The following is a 17,676-nucleotide window of genomic DNA, read 5'->3' as shown; positions in this document are numbered from 1 at the left end:
TTTCTCCTATCTATAAATATTAACCTTTAGAGGAAATTTTCGTGGCACGTTTTTAGTAATCTTGCCGCATTTTTCATTGTACACTAAGTTATCTCCAACAACATCATATGCGTTTAAAGAGTGAAATACAAAAGATTCAGTTGTAATTCTACTTCCTTCAGATAGTTCTCTACATGCACATTCATGTTCTCTTCTAAGATCATTATCTGTCACATCGTAAAAACTATTGCTTTTACTAGCTTGTCTCTTTTCTTTAATTTTTTTTGCTTTTTTTTCATTTCGCAGAGCATTGCGTACTTCACTTCTCCTGACCTTTTCTGTTTGATATTCATTTTCATAAAATTTCTTTAAAATATCAGATACTCTTTGTTTACTTATACTTAGCGTATCTGCTATTTCAACTATGTTTAAGCCGCCATTAAAAAATAATTCATAAATTTGCTCTTTGCTCACTATGCCTCCTCCTTAAAATGTTATAAAAAAAAATCCTTTTTTTAAAGGATTTTATAATTTTAATTTTTAAAAACTTGACTTTTTGGGTAACATGCCTTGGACGTAAGAAGGGTAAGGACACCTTCTTTCCAAGGCATTGTTATGAAAACAACATGTATATATTATATAAAAAAATACACCTAAAAAATTTCATATTTGTGCCATTTTTGGCCCAAATATTCTTACAAGAAGGAATTCATTCTTGTTTTACATACTATATATCTAATTGTTTTCCATTTACATACTAATTATAATGAAAAAAATTGTTTCAGTCAAATAAATTTTAGTTTATTATGCTATATTTATTATATTTAGCTTACATATTGAAATTATTTTTTTCTTTTTTTATTAATTTTTGAATATATAATTATATATATACTCATGTAGAAATTATTTTTTACAATTGTTCTATGCTTAATAAAATAATGTTAAAATTAATACATCGGTATTTTTTTCCATATATTTTTATCGTGACTATATTTTGTTAGTTGTTAAAGGGGGATAATATGGCAAGCTTTTCAGATCGATTAAAATTTCTTCGGAAAGAAAAAAAACTTAGTCAAGCAGAATTGGCTACGGCAATTTCTATTGAAAGAGGCGCTTTAGCAGCTTACGAACAAGGAAGATCACAAGCTCCTGATGAAATAAAGAAATCTCTAGCACAATTTTTTGGTGTTACAATTGACTATCTATGTGGTTTCTCTGATTTAAAAGTGCCTAAAGATTTTACCGATTATGATCATATTCTTTATTCAAATATTCCTTTTATAGATAAAGTATATAAGGATTCAAAATCGGTTAGAACCTATTTGCTGATTCCAAATCTTTTAATTAAAGAAAATGCTGGCGAATATTTTTTGCTTAACTCTCCGGATTCATTTGTACTTAATAATATAAAAATAATGCAAAATGACACGTTGTTAATCCAAGAAATTAGAACACCAGAAAAAGGCAATCTGCTATTGATTAAGATTAATGACACTTTATATCTAAAAAAAGTTTTTGTTCACAAAGATACATTTTTTTTATTTAATTCGAATGATACTAATTTAATTTCATTAAATGACAATAACATTTATATATTAGGTAAGGTTATACATTCATTTATTTCTATGGAATAATAGATTAATCTTATTTAATCTATTATTCCATATTTTTATTTAAATTATATTTACTAGTTTCCGTATTGCATAATTTATTTTTCTTGATGCCGTTGATGCACTGACATGAATATCATCTGCTATTGTTCTTACAGTTTTATTTTCAAAATATTTCATTCTTAAGATTAATTTTTCTTCAGCTTCTAATTTTTCAGAAAGCATATAGTCAATGCCTGCATTGTCTTCTTGGAGCTGTATGAGTTCCATATAAAGTTTCAAAATTCTATCAGCGGTCTCTTTAATTTTTCTCTTTACTTTATCACCACTGTCAAATATCTTAATTTCCTTCAAAGTATCGTAAATTTCAGTTAGCCTTTTTATTTCATACTTAATTTTTCCCTTTCTTTGCTGGTAATCATAGTACTTCTTAAGTACCTCCTGTAATTTTTTTTTTCATTAGTCAAAATAAATTCCTCCTTATTCTACATTTTCCCTAATATAGAATAAAAGAAAATACTGCATTTTAGTGCAGTATAATTAAAATTTATACAGTAATTTAATTTTCTTTATAATTTTATACTATTTTTAAAATTATTACTTATAATATTTAACAATTTTGATTTTCTTCTTATTAAACTAGATTTGCTCATATGTAATTCATCATTCAATTTTTGAAATGAATATCTTTTATCATATCTAAGCCTCAGTAATTTCTGATCTTCTTCTTCAAGTTGATTTATTTTATACTCTATTTCAGCATATTCCTCAATAAATTTATTTATTTTTAGCTGCTTCTGAACAATAATTTCTATATTGTTTTTTAATTTATCTTTGGCAGATTGAGCGTTACCACTTAGTAATTCTAAATTTTTTAAGTTACTAAATAATCTATTACTATTGTTCTCAAGTAGCTTTATTTCATACTCTAGTTTATTTTTTTCTTTTAGTTCACTATAGTATTCTATAAGCTTATTCTCAATTATTTTACATGCTGCCAAAGTTAGCACCTCCTAGTAATTTGTTATTATTAATTCATTATAATTTTTTCTAGCCTCTGATTTTTTAGCTACCGAGTACATTACCTGAACTTCCTGCATATTATAATCTTTATACCATTCTCTTACTTTTGGATGATCATTTAATGTTAATAGAAATTTACCTTTAATGCTTTTTAAAGTATCTAATAGTATTAAGTGTTCTTTTTCCTTAAATTCATTGCCATATCCATCAGTCTCGTAGTATGGAGGATCACAGAAAAAAACAGTATGCTCTCTATCATATTTTTCAATTATTTTTTCAAAACTTAAATTTTCTATATATGTATTTCTAAGCCTTTCCTTCAGATCTGTTAAATTGCCAGTATTAAAGATTTGAGGACTAGGCTTTGTAGTTGTGCCATATCCATACGATATCCCTTTGCTTGCGAAACTTTGAGATACTGTATATATAAATCTAATTGCTCTCTGAAGCTCTGTTAGTTTTTCTATGTTCTGAGATTTATAATCACTAAATAAATCTCTTGCGGAAATTTCATATTCCATTAGTCTTTGGATTTCCGGAGCATGATACTTTATCATTTTAAATAAATTAATTAGTTCTCCATTTACGTCATTTATTACTTCTACTTGAGATGGTATTTTGCCAAAATACACCCAACCTACTCCGAAAAATGGTTCCACATAACATAAATGCTCCGGAAGTTTTTCTATTATCTTTTTTCTAAGTTTACTTTTACCACCCATTCTTGCTATTGGAGGCTTTAACATACGACATCACCCTTTCATCTTTAAATAAGATGAAAGTTGAATATACGCTTAATTTCTAATAGCTAGTTTAATCGCTTGCCGATATCATACGTTACATTTACAGTAACTGAATTCCCAGCACATTTATACAATCGTGTATCACTTAATCCTGCAGATTTTGCTCTATAAAAATATTCATCTGGAAATCCTTGAAGTCTAAAACATTCAAGCGGGGTCAACCTTCGTATTCTACCCTTTGTTAGTGTTCCTTGATTGCACGCTGTGTCTAATGTATTAGCTATATTCTTCCCTACTCTTCCCCTCCTGGTACTACTCCCTGGTACCGAAAAGTTAATACTATCACCTGCCAAAGCTTCAGTATATCCTTTCTTTGTGGCCTCAGAAATGAGTACTCCATGTACATCATTAGCGGTAAGAGTAAACATTGGTTCATTGCCATTTTTAATTCGTCTGCCATTTTGTCGTTTTTCTATCCTTTGCGGAGTTAAAACAGCATTTACCGTTATTTTAGGTGGTGATTTATAGTCAGATGCTGTTAGTGTTGGAGCAATTCCATTACTTCCGTATACATTCCCACTCATACCTTTCCCGCTGGGATTTATATTTCCTAAGAAATACAACCCTGTTTTTCCACCATGGCCTCCGCCATTTCCAAGTAACGTACATCCAATGCCATCTGGATTATACACACTCTCTCCTTGTTTCCCATGAGCTACTGTTTTAAGATTTTCTGAACAACTTCTTGAGATAGGAAATACTTTTCGTCTACTTCGTCCTCTAATATGTCCGACAATGAAAATGCGCTCTCTGTTCTGTGGGACGTACCAGGAAGAATTGATAAGTTGCCATTCTGCATCATACCCTGCTTCATCCAGCTTATAGAGAACTCTGGCAAAATCCCATCCTCCATTAACTGAAAACAAGTTTTTAACGTTCTCAATGAGCAACACTGAGGGTTTATCTTCTTCTTTTTTGCCTTTGACAAGCTCAATAACTTTATAAAATAGTCCACTTCTGGATCCTTCAAGTCCAGACTGTCTTCCTCCGACACTAATGTCTTGGCATGGGAATCCGAAGCACCACATGTCTGATCTTGGAATGTCTCCTGATTTAAGTAATTCAATATTTTCTGCAAACCACTCATTCTCCTTTACTAAATGCATTTTTTCATATGCTTTATTGGAGAATTTATCCATTTCACAATGTCCTATACATTGATGGCCTGCCATTTCTAAACCTAATCTGAAGCCTCCAATTCCTGAAAATATATCTATAAAATTCATTTGCATCACATCCCCTAAGCATATTTAATACTTAGTTGACAGCTGCATCTGAAAGCTGAAAGTTTAATCTAAATAACTTAATTTTTTTGCATACATAAAAGAGTTTTTACTCTTCTTTCTGCAGCAAGAACATCTGAGATGTTTACTTGTTCCGACTTATTCGCAAATTGCAACATTGCCTGGTTTAGCTTATCGGTATCTTCAAAATAAACTAAACTTCTGTTCTTATCTTTCTCTTTTTTGATGTCCTTAATTTCTAAACCTTTTGCTACTAAAAACACCAAGAGATCCTTATCACTTATTGGCCTTAATTCCATTAGTAACCCCTTCTTTCCTTGTTATTTCTTAGGTGTAAGATTATACTATTATAATAATTACAATCATTACTTCTGTAAATTAAAGCATTTTATCTCTACAGATTGCCATAATAAAATAGCTTTATTTTTCGGCAAAATTCTTATATTTCCTCACTGGAAATATATGTTAGTTTTAATTGGAAAAAATGCTTTTTTCCCTTATATTTACATAATCAATTTTGATATTTAAATAAAAAAGGCGTTACTGCTTGTACTGGAATTATATAAATATTCTTTAAAAATCATGTAAATTGTGTAGCATGCTACTACTTTTTTTTTATAAACTATAGTTTCTTTTAATTTTAGCACCAAAAAAACGTAAACACTAGTGTTTACGTTCTTTTGGTGTTAAGTATTTTTTTGTCGATTTTACTTACCCTACCATCCTGGGGGATCTTGTTCATATTGCGGAAACATTACAGTAGACGAATAAGTTTTTTGTGAAATATTGTTATTACTAATTTTACTTGAATTATGCTGTATACCTGCAACAGTTAATGAAGTTAATATAAGTACTGATATTATAGCTTTACGTAACATTGCTCCACCTCCTACATACACATTTTACTACGATTTTCATTTAAAGTGGAAGATTTTATAATATATTCTTTTATTAATCCTTTCGTCCTAACATATTTTGTAAATTTTTTATCCGACATATCTTTAAAATACCATGCTGCATGAAAAAATAATTCATGTAAATCTTGATTTTTCATTTTTCCAGTGTATATATTAAATTCAATTTTTTTTAATACATCTTCTAAATCATCATTACAAGAATTACTTATTAAATAGTTAATTACTTTTTCAGACAATTCATATTCTGCGATTTGATTTGGGAAACCATTTTCTAATATAAACTTAAAACTTTTTAGTAGATTCTCAGTACTTTTCAACCTAATATACATAAGTGTATTGTGATATTTTGCCAATACTACGTCTACTATATCATCTGCTTCATTTATATCTGCTTTTTTCAAATATTCGATAGCAGCTCCTATCCTACCTTGGAAATATTCTATTTCACTTAAGTTTCTATATATTATAGTTTGAGTTACACTTCCTTTTTTAAATTCACCTATTTTTAATGCCTCATGATTATATTTTTCTGCCTCCTGGTAATCTTTCATCCTAAAATAGCAATTTGCCATTAACATATAAATGTCGGTTAGTTCATCCTTTTTAAGTTCACATTTATCAATTAAATACTGTATTGTTTCCAAACTTTCTTTAAATTTATTTAAATTTTTATATGCAGAAGCAATACTAAATTTGATTCTTTTAATATCATTATTATTTATTAAAGACATATTTTTCATAGCATACTTAATAAATATATCAATATTGACCAACTCTTTATATTCTTCTGCCAAAAGTAAATATTTGCATATATCAGCTAGTAAAGATATAAGCTTTTCAATATAATTATTTTCTATTGCTATAAGTGTACATTTTAACATAAATTCTATTCCTAAATCTGCATGCCTTGATTTAAAGAAATATAATACTGCAAATTGATAATAATTATACTTAAGTTCATTTTCTATATCCTCGGAATATTCATCGATAAAATTATTACTTTTTATAAGATCTTCAACAATAATTTCATCGGCGGGGCATTTAGATAAATTCTCTAAGGTATTTTTTATGTAAGTATTCCTTTGTGCTCGTGTATCTTCCAACAGAAATTCTACACTTATTTCTTTATTGATTTTACGATTCTTATATATTCTGTTTATATTATTTACTATTATGATGGCCGTATATTGAGTCAATTTTTCTTTATTATTTTCTACTTCGCTTATATAGTTTCTTGTTATCACTTCAATTTTTCTACATACATTATTTTCATCTTTTTTTAATATGTACGTAAGCTCTCGCTGAGATATTTTTAATTCATCTCTTATTTTTTTAATTTTTTCTCCTGGTGTTAGTATATTCATTTTTGTTCCTTTCAAATTGAAAATAATCAATATTGTTACTTCTGAAATTTTCAATTAATATCAAAATAATTTTTATTAAACGCATTATAAAGCCAATTAACCTTAAAGATGCAAAAATAAATATATTTATTATTTTTTGTATAAACAAAAAATCCTCGTATTGAGCTGTTAAGCAAAACCAGGACTAACTAAACAATTAATCTTTACTTACCAAAAGAATTTCACCTTCTATTGACAATTAGAAATATATTTAGTAGTATATGATTAATTTATCAAGATACCTTGATTTAATCCTGCTCTTATATATGAATCTTTGTTTGCCGACAGTTTCATATATAAGAGTTTTGCTTTATATAACCTAATGCTGGTAATATGTAAATATTTTTGTTTAATATTTTATCCTAAAAATACATTAAATTCAATAAATTTTCACATTATAAAAAAAATATATAAATTTATTAATTACTCCCCTGAATTATATATATTTTTTTTAAAACAACATATAGTTGTATGTTCAATTCTATTAAGGCTCTCCCTTCTGATCCTAAGCTTCCAAGTTGATGAATAAATAAATTAGCTTTTAGTTTTTATTCCATTTTTTACATGTAATATGTTATAATATGTTTAGGTAAAGGTTATTTAATATATCGCTCCTTCCATTACCTATATGAGTAGGCTGAAGATAAAATCAAGCTGCTTCCTTGGAAGGAGGCCCTTTATGGATTCTACATTCTATATAGTTACTATATTTTGTATTACAGTTATATGTGTTGTAGCCATTGTCTCTATGTTTTTCTACAAACAAGAGAACTATAGGCTAAACTTTAAACATAAATTAAAAAAAGATAACATAATGCATGAAGTCTCAGTAGATTTAGATAAAAATAAAAAAGGAAATGAATAATAGCTGCAATCTATCTCATTTCCTTTTTTTAACCGATATATTAAATTAATTAAGTAGCTTTTTTCAGCCTACTCACCCTTTACCTTTATTATACCATATAAATACATTTTATATTCAAGTAAAAATATAATATTTTTACTTTATTTAAAAACTTTCTTTGGATATGTCACGGTTTCTACATATATGATCATCATATATTTTTCTTATAATAGTTCAGCTTTATTTTTCATATCTTCCATAGAAGGAAGTGTATAAATCGGTGAGCTTAATACACTTGAATCACCAATTTGTGCAGCTACTTCATTAGTCGACCATCCTTTTTCTAATGCGTTTTTAATAAAAAATCCTCGCAATAGGTTAGGTGTGATGTCTTTTGAGTATTTATTAAATAATTTATTAATAATAGTTCTATTTACTCTTGATGATTTATTGCTTATAAATAAGAAATCACTATCTTTAAATTTTTCTGAAGATCTTATTTCCATATATTTATTAAGAGCATCTATGATTATATTGTTTACTACAATTACTCTCGTGCTATTTTCATAAATAATAATAATTTCTTTTTCTGCTAAATGAACATTACTAATTCTTATATCTAATGCTTCAGATATCTTTATTCCTGAATAAGCAATCAATGTCACAATGGCAAAGTTTCTTTCACCAGAATTATTTAAAACCATCTGCCTGAAATTATCTACATCTTCCTTGTGTACACTAGAATTTATTTTATCTTTTTCTACTTTGATTAAATCAGTCCTGAATATTACTCTATCCCTTTGCTTGTCTTCCTCAATCAAATATTTATTATATGTGTCTAATGCTGAAATCTTAGCATTTATACTCCTGGGTTTCAAATTTTTTATATCTTTTAAATATTTTATATATTCTTGAATATCATTTCTATATAAAACCGACAGTTCTTTTCCATAATTTTCGGAGAACCATTTTTTATATCCTCTTATATGTAAATCGTAAGATTTTATCGTATTTTTGCTGTTTCCATTTTTAGCTAGCCAATCTACAAACTCCATAAGTTATTCTCCTTCTAGTTATCGGCGGGTTTTTCTTTATTGTAATCTAATATTATTTTTACACAAGCGCTATTGTTTTGCAATATAAACATAAAACTTCATCTATTTCTCTTCTTTATTATTATTTTTTTCTATAATATTTTTAAATTTATTATACATTGCATCTACTTCTTCATTTTTTTCTCTTTCAAATTCATTAAAAGCATCTTCGCCATTTTCTTTAATATATTCATTTTTGAAATTTCTATATTCTAAAAAATCCCTTTTTCTTTTTTCATTTTGCCAATACAGATATATTGTTGAAGCACTGCAAATTATAATATTATTTAAGTTGCTAAAAGTTAATACTCCAATATTCTGTAATAATCCTAAAGTAAAAAATAATGTTGAAATTATATAACTTACGTTTATATTTAGAAGATGCGGATTTTGATTGTGCAGTATTTGGCTTACATCGTATTTAATCTTTAGATCATTTGCAACAACTATCACCTGCCCTGCTATATTATACATAGATCCACTGCTTAAAATATTTAATACATTGATATTATATATTGATAAACTAATAGCCCCTGAGATAATAACCAGCATAAAAAATAAGATTAAATATATCTTAAATATATAGTATCTCACCATCTTATTTAACCTTCCCCTCCCATAATCTCTTAAGCTTATAAAAAGTTGTACTTTTTAATCCTAATAAATCCATAGTTGCTTTTCTTGTTCTCATTCCAGCCTTCATTTCACTATAGTATTGCTCCCACGCTTCCGGATATTTAGCTCTCGGTCTTCCTAAATGCTTATTTTGAGCTTTAGCTACCTTGATTCCCTGTGATTGTCTTTCTTTTATCCGCTTTAACTCTTCTTCTGCATTCATAAGCTCCCAGTCCACTAAAAAATTTATCATAAACTTACTCATATTATCATTTAACTTATACATATCCTCTAGCATTGGTCTATTCAGAACATATACCTTAACACCCCCATTAATAAGTTCAGCAAACTCTTTTCTTCCTTGTATATAATTTCTTCCAAACCTATCAATGGCCGACACTATTATATTATCTCCTGACGAAACCACTTTCTTTAACAACTGATACTGAGGTCTTTCAAAATGTTTACCTGTTTCTTTTTCTTCCATTACAATTATGTCTTTTTCATTTACTCCATTTCTCTCACAAAATGTTCGTAAATCACCACTATATATTTGACGATCTGTTTTCTGCTTCCATTTTGATGACACCCTAACGTAATAAAACCATCTATCCATAATCTCTACCACTCCAGCACAAATTAATTTTGTAATTCACTCTATATTTGAATATCCTTGAAATAGTCTATATTTATATCAAACACTTTATTTTCTACTTCTATACTAAGATTTTCATAGTATTCATTCAAGCAATTATTATTAGTTTTTTTTCTATTATACGAAACTATTTTACAGTTAAATTCAACCGTTTTATTATTGATTTTTTTCTTAAACTTAAGCTTTTTTAGATCTTTAGCTGTTTTTGTTTTAGTGAATATCCCCAGCTCCTTTAATTTGGCTACAATCTCGCCATCATTATTAAATATAAATCTTTCCATACTGATCATATTTTTAAAGTTCCTCCTTCCATTAATATATAAGTGCTTAGCTTTGAAATGCGTATTAGCTAAAATAGTCTGTTTCGATGTACAAACATTTTATTTCATTTTTATCTATATAGTTTTCAACATAATCGAAAAATTCCTGTATATGTTCTGTTCTATATATTACATCTTCTTCTACATATTCTTGTATGATATTTTTATTATCATTGAAACTTATTTTAGCTTTTAAAAAATGCTCTAAAGTAATTAATTTTCCACCTTCAATATTTAAATCTTTATACCATATATCAAGTAGCCGTAAAATTATAAAAACATCATCATTTTGCAAATAATATATTTCTTCAAGCTTATCATTGTATGAATCAACATCATTATCTAATTCAACCCTAGAAGCATTAACATACATACTATACATAATTAATTTCCTCTTTTCTTATAAATATTAAGACGTAATATCCTTACATGTCGAATTCCTTTTCTTAATTTTCATAACACCTGGTACTTAGTTTAAATGTAGCCACATCATTCTCACCAGCAGCTGGTGCATTATCAATCGGCGGTATATCAATAAAGATCCTGAGTTACACTCTAAAATTAACGATCCATGATCCATCCGCAGGATAAGCACATTTTCCCATTAGGCAGCTCGTTCCACAGTATATTCCCACAATGAGGACAAAACATATTAGCATTTCCTTTTACGTATAAATAACCTTTTACCATATCTATTTTCACTCCTTCGTAAAGTTTCAAGGGTTCTACTAAGTTTTGAAAAGCAAATTATAATAATGGAATATTTTTTTCCTCTATTTCATTCTTAGGTATTGAAAAAATACCCTCTATTTTTTTATAAGACTCTACAACAATGATAATATCAAAATAATTTTTCAGGTACATATCTATAAATTGCAAATCACCCTTATTACGAAGGAAGCAAGTGCTTATCGTTCCTTTGGAATATGATTCCTTTAACTGTTTCACTATCTTTATTAAATCATCTTGATAAACATCATCAATAACATAGAAGTCAGGCTTTTCCCAAAATTTTTGTGAATTTTGAGATATTTCTTTTTTTATTCTGTGATACTCTTCATTTACCATGTTTATGTGATATTCAATCCTATTTTGATGTTCTACATGCATTGCGTAATCATTGTATTTATCACCGCTGGAATTATAAAGATAACGGAATCTTTCATTTTTATCTGTTATATTTAATAGCAAGTTTAACAACTTAGTTTTACCAGAAGCTACAGCTCCGACAATAAGAATGTTCTTCTTATCTCTCACTCTCTCAATTATAGATTGTGCCATTCCAATATCTATTCCCCAACTCATTAATTCACTTATGTTATTTATATATTCTTCACTATAATTACCTTTTTGTTTCCATTCTTCAAATTTCAACTCCATAGAAATAACTCCCTTCACTCTTTATTAAGTTAATTCGTCATAAGTATTTGAATTATGACCTATCACTAATAATTTTTTATAATCTCGCAACTACTTTTTTTAACTGAAGAATATACACCATCAGAGCCATATGTTGAGCCTCCAATTCTTACTCTGTAATATTCTGTTCCTATTTCATATAATACTGAAGCGATTACTCCCTTTTTTATTGATTCATTATCAGTTATAATTTTTACTTTCAAAATAACATCTCCATTCCTCTGATATTCGCATTTTTCAGATTATGAACCACTTTTCTTGTTCGCTACACCCTTGAAAGATAAATCTATTTGTTTTTTATAACACCTTTACTCGTATAATTAACTATGCCAATTAATAGCACAAGTAAGACCGAAAAAGTAATATATAAAGGCTTCGATATACTCACGAACCCATCTATAACCACTTCGCCTATTAATAGATAAAGTAACATATGTAAAAATGCTCTTAATACCTTATTTGTTAAAAGCAAATATATTATATGTATCAATAGTAATCCGTAACCAACTAATAATACTATCCTCATTCTCACAACCTCCTAATTCGCATTTTTTCATAGTACCTAGTTTTGTAATACGTCACAACCACTCTCTCTCGATTTTCTCTTTTGCTTCTACAATAACTTCTATTTTCTTAAATAAAATATCGTTAGCACGCTTACATTCTGCATTTTCCCTTTTTAATTCTAAATCTGTAATTAGACCATCTAATATTCTTAAAAAGTGTTCAACCTCATAACGTTTCATAGTTAAAACTCCCTTCACACTATTTTCATAGATTGCTTTGAATTTTTGTATTGCATAACAATGCAAGATTAAAATAGGCTTAATTGGCTAAACGGCTGCTCACGTCGATTCCATATATCCGCTTGTATTTTTTCATTCTCTTTAAGGCTGTTTTCTAGCTTATTTTTCAGATAACCATCAGTGCAGCAGTGGCATATAGTACATTTTACATGTACAAAATTATTCGGATTAGCGAATTGTACAAATTCAGCTTTACCCCCACAAAAAGGACAATTTTTTAGCATTTGATCACTCCTTAGCAATATTTTTATTGTTGCTACTGATTGGCAGCTCTTTGAAAGACGATCTAACTGATTCCCCAAATATTTTTTTGCTCTAGTGGGTACTTCTCTGTTATAACTCTTGGTCTACTTGGAACATTCCACCCTTTAGGCTTATATTCAGTTTGCCCTATAATTTTATATCCTGCAGCTTTTAAACTGCTTCCTGGTTCGCTCTTAAGAGTATATGTTATTAATTTTTTATATCCAAGATTTCTGGTCACTCTCCACGCAACTGCATATAGCATACTGCAAGCATCCTTATATCCTTCCAAGACACAGCATCTAAGGACTTCTAACGTATAGCCATCCTGCCTATGCCTTGCAATTGGTCTGCCTACAATTACAACCCCTATTACCTTTTCACCATCATTTAAACCTATGGAAAACTTATGGCCAACAGGAGCTACGTTATGCCTATGGTATTTAGTTACAAAGATCTTTGCTTCGTTTAAACTTATTGGTTGTAATTCATATTTCATCTATCACACCTCCTGGCACTTCGACTTGATTTCATAGTTTTGTTATCTATACATTTAATAAACGGATGCAGTAATTTCAGTACATAATCCATGTTGATATATAAACGACGCTATAGTCCATTTATCCCTGCAATATTGTACCTTGATATGCTGTTTAACTGTCAAGGGTGAACGAAGCGTGTAACCCACGCCCTTGACAGTTAAAAGCAATCAAAAGAACAGTTATTAGGGGTAAATGGCTATCACCTACAAATACTTTGTAGACTATAAATAATGAGTATAGTTATCTTATCTACAACACATTATTTAAGCCTATTCCAGTGTCTTTGGATACTATGAATACTACTGTTTTTATAGGTATAGTTAAGTTTTGAACTGCGAACTAATTAAAATATTTTAAGGCCTGTTGACCTACCCACCTTGCCATAGGTACTGCTACCGCATTCCCTATTTGTTTATATTTTTTATTATCACTCCCTGAAAATTTGAAAGCATCTTCAAATCCCTGCAGTCTTGCAAATTCTCTAACAGTATATGATCTAAGGTTGTTTCCATCCTTAATTAATCTTGTGCTACGGTCTGTACCATAATGCGCTACTGCACATGGAGCAATATCATCTATATCTGGATTACTTATTATTGGCTTGTCTCTATAGTTTCCTATTCCGTTTATCCTATTTAAAGCATATTGCGGTAGTGGCAAATCAACGCCATGTTCTATGATATCTTTTAACTTTATAGGCTTACTTTCTGGATAATCTAAATTACTAAATGGCTTTTTAGTGCCTATAAGTATTAGCCTTTTACGTTCTTGAGGAAGCCACATGTTAGCATTTACAGGACACTCAACCCTTACATAATAATCAGGTAGCTTTGTAAGAGCTTCCATAACTACTCTGAATTTTTTCATTCCTGGTACATTCTCGACAATATACATTTCTGGCTGTGCAAGCGCTATATGTCTGAAAAAGTGTAGGAATAAATCATCACCCGTTCTGCTCTTATGAATATCTGCAGCTGTTGAATATCTGGTGCATGGAAATGTTCCAACGTAAATATTCGCATCTTGCTGATCCAAAACAGTTATCTGACTTATATCTTCCTGATGAATCTCATGATTGAAATTCATCCTTAAAGTTTCGCAGCAAGTGGCATCTATTTCGTAAGAATGAGTTACTTTTATACCCGCTTGAGATAACCCTAAATCCATCCCGCCAGCTCCACTAAAATAACTTTTTGCTGTAATCATATTTTCACCAACTTTCCTTCACCTTATTTTTCATGGTACCTAGTACATTAAAATAATGTTTCTATCATATAGAACACTGGCACAGCATTTAATAATTTCTTCCTCATATGCTGAAGCATTTTCTTCAATATTTCTTAGTAAAGCTAATAATTTTTCTGTACTTAAATTTTTTACACGTTCTGCTTTATATTCTAGCTGAAGGCCCTCATAACTTTTTAAAAATACATCTAATTCCGTTGAATACATCATAAGTTTTAATTCACTCCTTTCTAATACTTTGCAACTCTTCTGGAGCAGCTGCATCTAGGTTTTGAAATGCGAATTACTCATTTAATAGAAAATCTCTAATTTTAATAAGATTTTCTATTTTATTTACAATAATAGAAAATGCTTTTTCTTGTGCTTTTTCAAAGTTTTCTGTTTGTAATATTTCTTTCTCTATATTTAAATCTCTGCATGTTAATAGCCAAGTATTACCATAGTCTATATGTTTATGCACGGTTATTGAAACATTCTCGATTTTAGTTTTTAACACCCTTGGCTGGATAACACCACGTTCTCCTTTTCCATAGCTTGTGCCATCAATCCAAGCTACTTTTTTCATAAAATCCCTTCCTTTCAGGTTTGCAATATTTTCATAGTATCTAGTTTTGTATGACGTGCTATTCACACCATCCAAGTACCTTAGTTTTCCTATACTTGCCCTTTTTAGCAACCTTCCTCACATTGGTCAAAGTCCAATCTCCATCATAGCTAGAGTCTTTTTGACATTTCTTTATGCTACTAATAAAATCATTAACTTTATAAGGGTAATAGAAAGGTGCTATTTTTTTAATTGCTTGTTTTATGCTTTTTGCTACAATTATTCCGTCAAGTCCATCATTAATTACAAATACTTTTATTTTTTTCATAACAATCTCTCCTCCATCGTTTTTATTTTTAAAGTTTTTATATGACTAAAAGTTTTACAATCAATACAAATTTCTTCCCTGCTATTTTTAAAAGGTTTGTACATATCTTTAATCTCTTCTTTTTTAGAACATTTATTGTTTTCTGCAATTTTAATGTCTCTATTCTCTTTTGATATAGCATAATAACTACCACAGATTTCACATTGTGTTGGCATTGGCTCATTCCCCTTTCAAATTCGCAATTTTCAGAGTGTCTTTTTATTTGAAATCTGAATAGGTCTATAAACAAGATCACTTATATAATCATTTACAGCACCATGGAAATTAGCAGACTGATATATTCCCATCTTATAAAATCCATTTCTATAATGAAGTCTCAACGATTGAATGTTTTTAGTACTTACGTGAGAGTAAAATGAACAGTTAGTAAAATAATTAAATAATTCTTTGTATAATGTTGAACCAAACCCTCGACCTTGATATCCTCTTAATACTGCACATTGCTTGATATAAATATAATCTTCTTCATTAAATTTTTTATCAAAAAGCATAATGCTTTCGCGCATATCATAATGAATAATATTCTTATTCTCTAGACTTACATAAGCTACTAATTCACCTAAAAATTCTAATACATATACAGTATCTATATTTGATTCATTTGGAGCCGCATCTTCACAAATTAAAGTTCCACCATTTTTTATAGAATTCGTGGCGAATATTGGTATTAGGTTTTTAATATCTTCCTTATAGGCTGGTCTAAAATGAAATTGTTCCTCATCATCATATACATGCTTAATGTGAGGTAATGATTTTAATTTAGATATAATTAATTTTTTATTTTCTATTGTTAATTTACTCGTATGAATTAGATCTATTGTATTAACATAAAATGCAGCATCCAATTGTGAATATGAATTACTAAATTCTGATATAGAAAATGGATTATTGTCAAAATCAATAAGGCAATTTGAAGCTCCTCTTATATTTATAAGTCTTATTCTCTCACTAAACATGTCCATCATTTTTAATAAACCTCCTAATAATATCTTGGATTACAATTCTTCCAAAATAGTTTTAAAATTCCAACTACTTTTTTTTGAATTCTTCTTTCACTAAATCAAATACCTGGGCACTAACTGGATTTCCCTTTGTATCAAGAACTACAGGTAGTCCTATAGGTAACGATTCTTTTCCATACTTTTTATCACAGTACCCAACAATATCGTCATAATCTTCTGCTGCAACACATTCAATAAACTTCTTTTCAATACTATTGTTCACTATTGCAAATAAAACCATCTTTAACCCCCCCTCTTTTTTAGCTCGTAAATTTTTCAATGGTTGTCCCAAATCTTTGAAAGACGAATTAATCTTTGATTATATCTTTTATATCTTCCTCTTGAATATTATATTTTTTTCCGTCTTTACAGAATGGGCAGTCAGTATAATACCCTGTTTCTTTATCCCCAAAGAGTATGCTAAACCCCCAAATTCCATTTTCGTACTTGCTGATTAAATCAGACTTGCATTTATCACAAGTTGCTAGATTTTTTATTAGTTTGCCTTTGCTTGGACCAGGGTTTTCCTCTAAATAATCCCATATTCCATCTATATCGTCTTCGTCTAAAAGTTCTATTAAATCTTCTTCTTCAAAATCGCGATCCTGCTCTAATTGTTCAGTTATACAAACTCCAGTAGTTTTACTACCATCTTCGGTTCTTACCCATGTTTCTTCATGCTTTTTATTTCCATCTATAAATGTCTTTTTAATCCCTTCTTCGCTTACTTCAATAATATATTTTCTCATTATTACTCCTTCTTTCATCTTTTTTTCAGGATCTTCACTTCTTGTACTTATTGCTCCCTAACCCTTATCTCAAACGTTGAATTAAGCCATGACTTGCTTAATATAGCTTCTTTGGCTATAAGCTATATAAATATCTCTTATTAACATCATTAAAGTTACATTATCTTTCATCAAAGCTTTCAACTCTATTTTCATTTCTTTACGTGCTTTTATATATTTCCTTCTGAAATGA

General features: G+C 29.0%; 30 protein-coding genes. 2 read left to right on the top strand and 28 right to left on the bottom strand.

Features of this window, described 5'->3' with window-relative positions; all coding sequences use genetic code 11:
* Positions 1 to 6 precede the first annotated feature (6 nt).
* Positions 7 to 453: a helix-turn-helix domain-containing protein gene (locus IAI10_RS16265; RefSeq protein WP_315674352.1), complete on the bottom strand. Its 447-nt coding sequence runs from the start codon at positions 451 to 453 to the stop codon at positions 7 to 9.
* Between the two features lie 545 nt (positions 454 to 998).
* On the opposite strand from IAI10_RS16265, the gene IAI10_RS16260 reads away from it, so the two are divergent.
* Positions 999 to 1,613: a helix-turn-helix domain-containing protein gene (locus IAI10_RS16260; protein WP_315674351.1), complete on the top strand. Its 615-nt coding sequence runs from the start codon at positions 999 to 1,001 to the stop codon at positions 1,611 to 1,613.
* Between the two features lie 39 nt (positions 1,614 to 1,652).
* Here IAI10_RS16260 and IAI10_RS16255 read toward each other — a convergent pair whose 3' ends face one another.
* From IAI10_RS16255 to IAI10_RS16225, 7 genes are all read right to left on the bottom strand, one after another.
* On the bottom strand, positions 1,653 to 1,943 hold the full coding sequence (locus IAI10_RS16255) for a sigma factor-like helix-turn-helix DNA-binding protein (RefSeq protein WP_315674350.1): 291 nt from the start codon (positions 1,941 to 1,943) through the stop codon (positions 1,653 to 1,655).
* Positions 1,944 to 2,158: 215 nt separating this feature from the next.
* On the bottom strand, positions 2,159 to 2,590 hold the full coding sequence (locus IAI10_RS16250; protein ID WP_315674349.1) for a hypothetical protein: 432 nt from the start codon (positions 2,588 to 2,590) through the stop codon (positions 2,159 to 2,161).
* Positions 2,591 to 2,602: 12 nt separating this feature from the next.
* Complete coding sequence (locus IAI10_RS16245) at positions 2,603 to 3,358, bottom strand: DNA adenine methylase (protein WP_315674348.1); 756 nt, start codon at positions 3,356 to 3,358, stop codon at positions 2,603 to 2,605.
* A gap of 62 nt (positions 3,359 to 3,420) precedes the next feature.
* Positions 3,421 to 4,641 carry a DNA cytosine methyltransferase gene (locus IAI10_RS16240; protein ID WP_396334404.1) on the bottom strand — a complete coding sequence of 407 codons (1,221 nt, stop codon included), beginning with the start codon at positions 4,639 to 4,641 and terminating at the stop codon, positions 3,421 to 3,423.
* A gap of 77 nt (positions 4,642 to 4,718) precedes the next feature.
* A complete protein-coding gene (locus tag IAI10_RS16235) occupies positions 4,719 to 4,958 on the bottom strand; it encodes a DUF5659 domain-containing protein (protein ID WP_315674347.1) in 240 nt (79 codons plus the stop codon).
* Between the two features lie 417 nt (positions 4,959 to 5,375).
* The gene (locus IAI10_RS16230; RefSeq protein ID WP_315674346.1) at positions 5,376 to 5,537 is read right to left on the bottom strand and encodes a hypothetical protein; all 162 of its coding nucleotides are present in this window, start codon (positions 5,535 to 5,537) and stop codon (positions 5,376 to 5,378) included.
* 11 nt (positions 5,538 to 5,548) lie between these two features.
* A complete protein-coding gene (locus IAI10_RS16225; RefSeq protein ID WP_315674345.1) occupies positions 5,549 to 6,940 on the bottom strand; it encodes a tetratricopeptide repeat protein in 1,392 nt (463 codons plus the stop codon).
* A 718-nt stretch (positions 6,941 to 7,658) separates the two neighbouring features.
* On the opposite strand from IAI10_RS16225, the gene IAI10_RS16220 reads away from it, so the two are divergent.
* On the top strand, positions 7,659 to 7,844 hold the full coding sequence (locus tag IAI10_RS16220; RefSeq protein WP_315674344.1) for a hypothetical protein: 186 nt from the start codon (positions 7,659 to 7,661) through the stop codon (positions 7,842 to 7,844).
* A 203-nt stretch (positions 7,845 to 8,047) separates the two neighbouring features.
* On the opposite strand, the gene IAI10_RS16215 is transcribed toward IAI10_RS16220, so the two are convergent.
* The 20 genes from IAI10_RS16215 to IAI10_RS16120 form a co-directional block, all read right to left on the bottom strand.
* Positions 8,048 to 8,878, bottom strand: coding sequence for a tyrosine-type recombinase/integrase (locus tag IAI10_RS16215; RefSeq protein ID WP_315674343.1), 831 nt, complete (start codon positions 8,876 to 8,878; stop codon positions 8,048 to 8,050).
* Between the two features lie 102 nt (positions 8,879 to 8,980).
* Entirely contained in the window at positions 8,981 to 9,514 is a 534-nt protein-coding gene (locus IAI10_RS16210; RefSeq protein ID WP_315674342.1) for a hypothetical protein, read from the bottom strand.
* Between the two features lies 1 nt (position 9,515).
* Positions 9,516 to 10,148, bottom strand: coding sequence for a recombinase family protein (locus IAI10_RS16205; protein WP_315674341.1), 633 nt, complete (start codon positions 10,146 to 10,148; stop codon positions 9,516 to 9,518).
* Between the two features lie 41 nt (positions 10,149 to 10,189).
* Positions 10,190 to 10,477, bottom strand: coding sequence for a hypothetical protein (locus tag IAI10_RS16200; protein ID WP_315674340.1), 288 nt, complete (start codon positions 10,475 to 10,477; stop codon positions 10,190 to 10,192).
* Positions 10,478 to 10,532: 55 nt separating this feature from the next.
* On the bottom strand, positions 10,533 to 10,889 hold the full coding sequence (locus tag IAI10_RS16195) for a hypothetical protein (RefSeq protein WP_315674339.1): 357 nt from the start codon (positions 10,887 to 10,889) through the stop codon (positions 10,533 to 10,535).
* Between the two features lie 179 nt (positions 10,890 to 11,068).
* Positions 11,069 to 11,197 (bottom strand): hypothetical protein, encoded by a 129-nt coding sequence (locus IAI10_RS16190; protein ID WP_315674338.1) that lies wholly within the window; start codon positions 11,195 to 11,197, stop codon positions 11,069 to 11,071.
* A gap of 57 nt (positions 11,198 to 11,254) precedes the next feature.
* The gene (locus IAI10_RS16185; protein ID WP_315674337.1) at positions 11,255 to 11,887 is read right to left on the bottom strand and encodes a hypothetical protein; all 633 of its coding nucleotides are present in this window, start codon (positions 11,885 to 11,887) and stop codon (positions 11,255 to 11,257) included.
* 65 nt (positions 11,888 to 11,952) lie between these two features.
* Positions 11,953 to 12,129, bottom strand: a complete 177-nt coding sequence (locus IAI10_RS16180) for a hypothetical protein (protein ID WP_315674336.1) — start codon at positions 12,127 to 12,129, stop codon at positions 11,953 to 11,955.
* 83 nt (positions 12,130 to 12,212) lie between these two features.
* Complete coding sequence (locus IAI10_RS16175; RefSeq protein WP_315674335.1) at positions 12,213 to 12,452, bottom strand: hypothetical protein; 240 nt, start codon at positions 12,450 to 12,452, stop codon at positions 12,213 to 12,215.
* Between the two features lie 52 nt (positions 12,453 to 12,504).
* The gene (locus tag IAI10_RS16170; RefSeq protein ID WP_315674334.1) at positions 12,505 to 12,672 is read right to left on the bottom strand and encodes a hypothetical protein; all 168 of its coding nucleotides are present in this window, start codon (positions 12,670 to 12,672) and stop codon (positions 12,505 to 12,507) included.
* A 68-nt stretch (positions 12,673 to 12,740) separates the two neighbouring features.
* A complete protein-coding gene (locus tag IAI10_RS16165) occupies positions 12,741 to 12,956 on the bottom strand; it encodes a Lar family restriction alleviation protein (RefSeq protein ID WP_315674333.1) in 216 nt (71 codons plus the stop codon).
* Between the two features lie 62 nt (positions 12,957 to 13,018).
* A complete protein-coding gene (locus IAI10_RS16160; RefSeq protein WP_315674332.1) occupies positions 13,019 to 13,474 on the bottom strand; it encodes an XF1762 family protein in 456 nt (151 codons plus the stop codon).
* A gap of 382 nt (positions 13,475 to 13,856) precedes the next feature.
* On the bottom strand, positions 13,857 to 14,723 hold the full coding sequence (locus IAI10_RS16155) for a DNA (cytosine-5-)-methyltransferase (RefSeq protein WP_315674331.1): 867 nt from the start codon (positions 14,721 to 14,723) through the stop codon (positions 13,857 to 13,859).
* A 39-nt stretch (positions 14,724 to 14,762) separates the two neighbouring features.
* Positions 14,763 to 14,972, bottom strand: a complete 210-nt coding sequence (locus tag IAI10_RS16150; RefSeq protein WP_315674330.1) for a hypothetical protein — start codon at positions 14,970 to 14,972, stop codon at positions 14,763 to 14,765.
* A gap of 73 nt (positions 14,973 to 15,045) precedes the next feature.
* Positions 15,046 to 15,327, bottom strand: coding sequence for a hypothetical protein (locus tag IAI10_RS16145; protein ID WP_315674329.1), 282 nt, complete (start codon positions 15,325 to 15,327; stop codon positions 15,046 to 15,048).
* A 58-nt stretch (positions 15,328 to 15,385) separates the two neighbouring features.
* Positions 15,386 to 15,634, bottom strand: a complete 249-nt coding sequence (locus IAI10_RS16140; RefSeq protein ID WP_315674328.1) for a hypothetical protein — start codon at positions 15,632 to 15,634, stop codon at positions 15,386 to 15,388.
* Positions 15,631 to 15,849, bottom strand: coding sequence for a hypothetical protein (locus IAI10_RS16135; protein WP_315674327.1), 219 nt, complete (start codon positions 15,847 to 15,849; stop codon positions 15,631 to 15,633). The genes IAI10_RS16140 and IAI10_RS16135 overlap by 4 nt, the downstream gene beginning before the upstream one ends.
* Positions 15,850 to 15,879: 30 nt before the next feature.
* Positions 15,880 to 16,659 (bottom strand): GNAT family N-acetyltransferase, encoded by a 780-nt coding sequence (locus IAI10_RS16130; RefSeq protein WP_315674326.1) that lies wholly within the window; start codon positions 16,657 to 16,659, stop codon positions 15,880 to 15,882.
* 64 nt (positions 16,660 to 16,723) lie between these two features.
* A complete protein-coding gene (locus IAI10_RS16125; protein ID WP_315674325.1) occupies positions 16,724 to 16,936 on the bottom strand; it encodes a hypothetical protein in 213 nt (70 codons plus the stop codon).
* Positions 16,937 to 17,003: 67 nt separating this feature from the next.
* A complete protein-coding gene (locus IAI10_RS16120) occupies positions 17,004 to 17,444 on the bottom strand; it encodes a hypothetical protein (RefSeq protein WP_315674324.1) in 441 nt (146 codons plus the stop codon).
* Positions 17,445 to 17,676: the final 232 nt, after the last annotated feature.

Origin of the sequence: Clostridium sp. 19966 (genome assembly GCF_032335695.1) — a bacterium.
Taxonomy (GTDB): domain Bacteria; phylum Bacillota; class Clostridia; order Clostridiales; family Clostridiaceae; genus JACTOJ01.
Note: the sequence above shows the minus strand (reverse complement) of the source record. Positions and strands in the feature narration are given on the sequence as shown.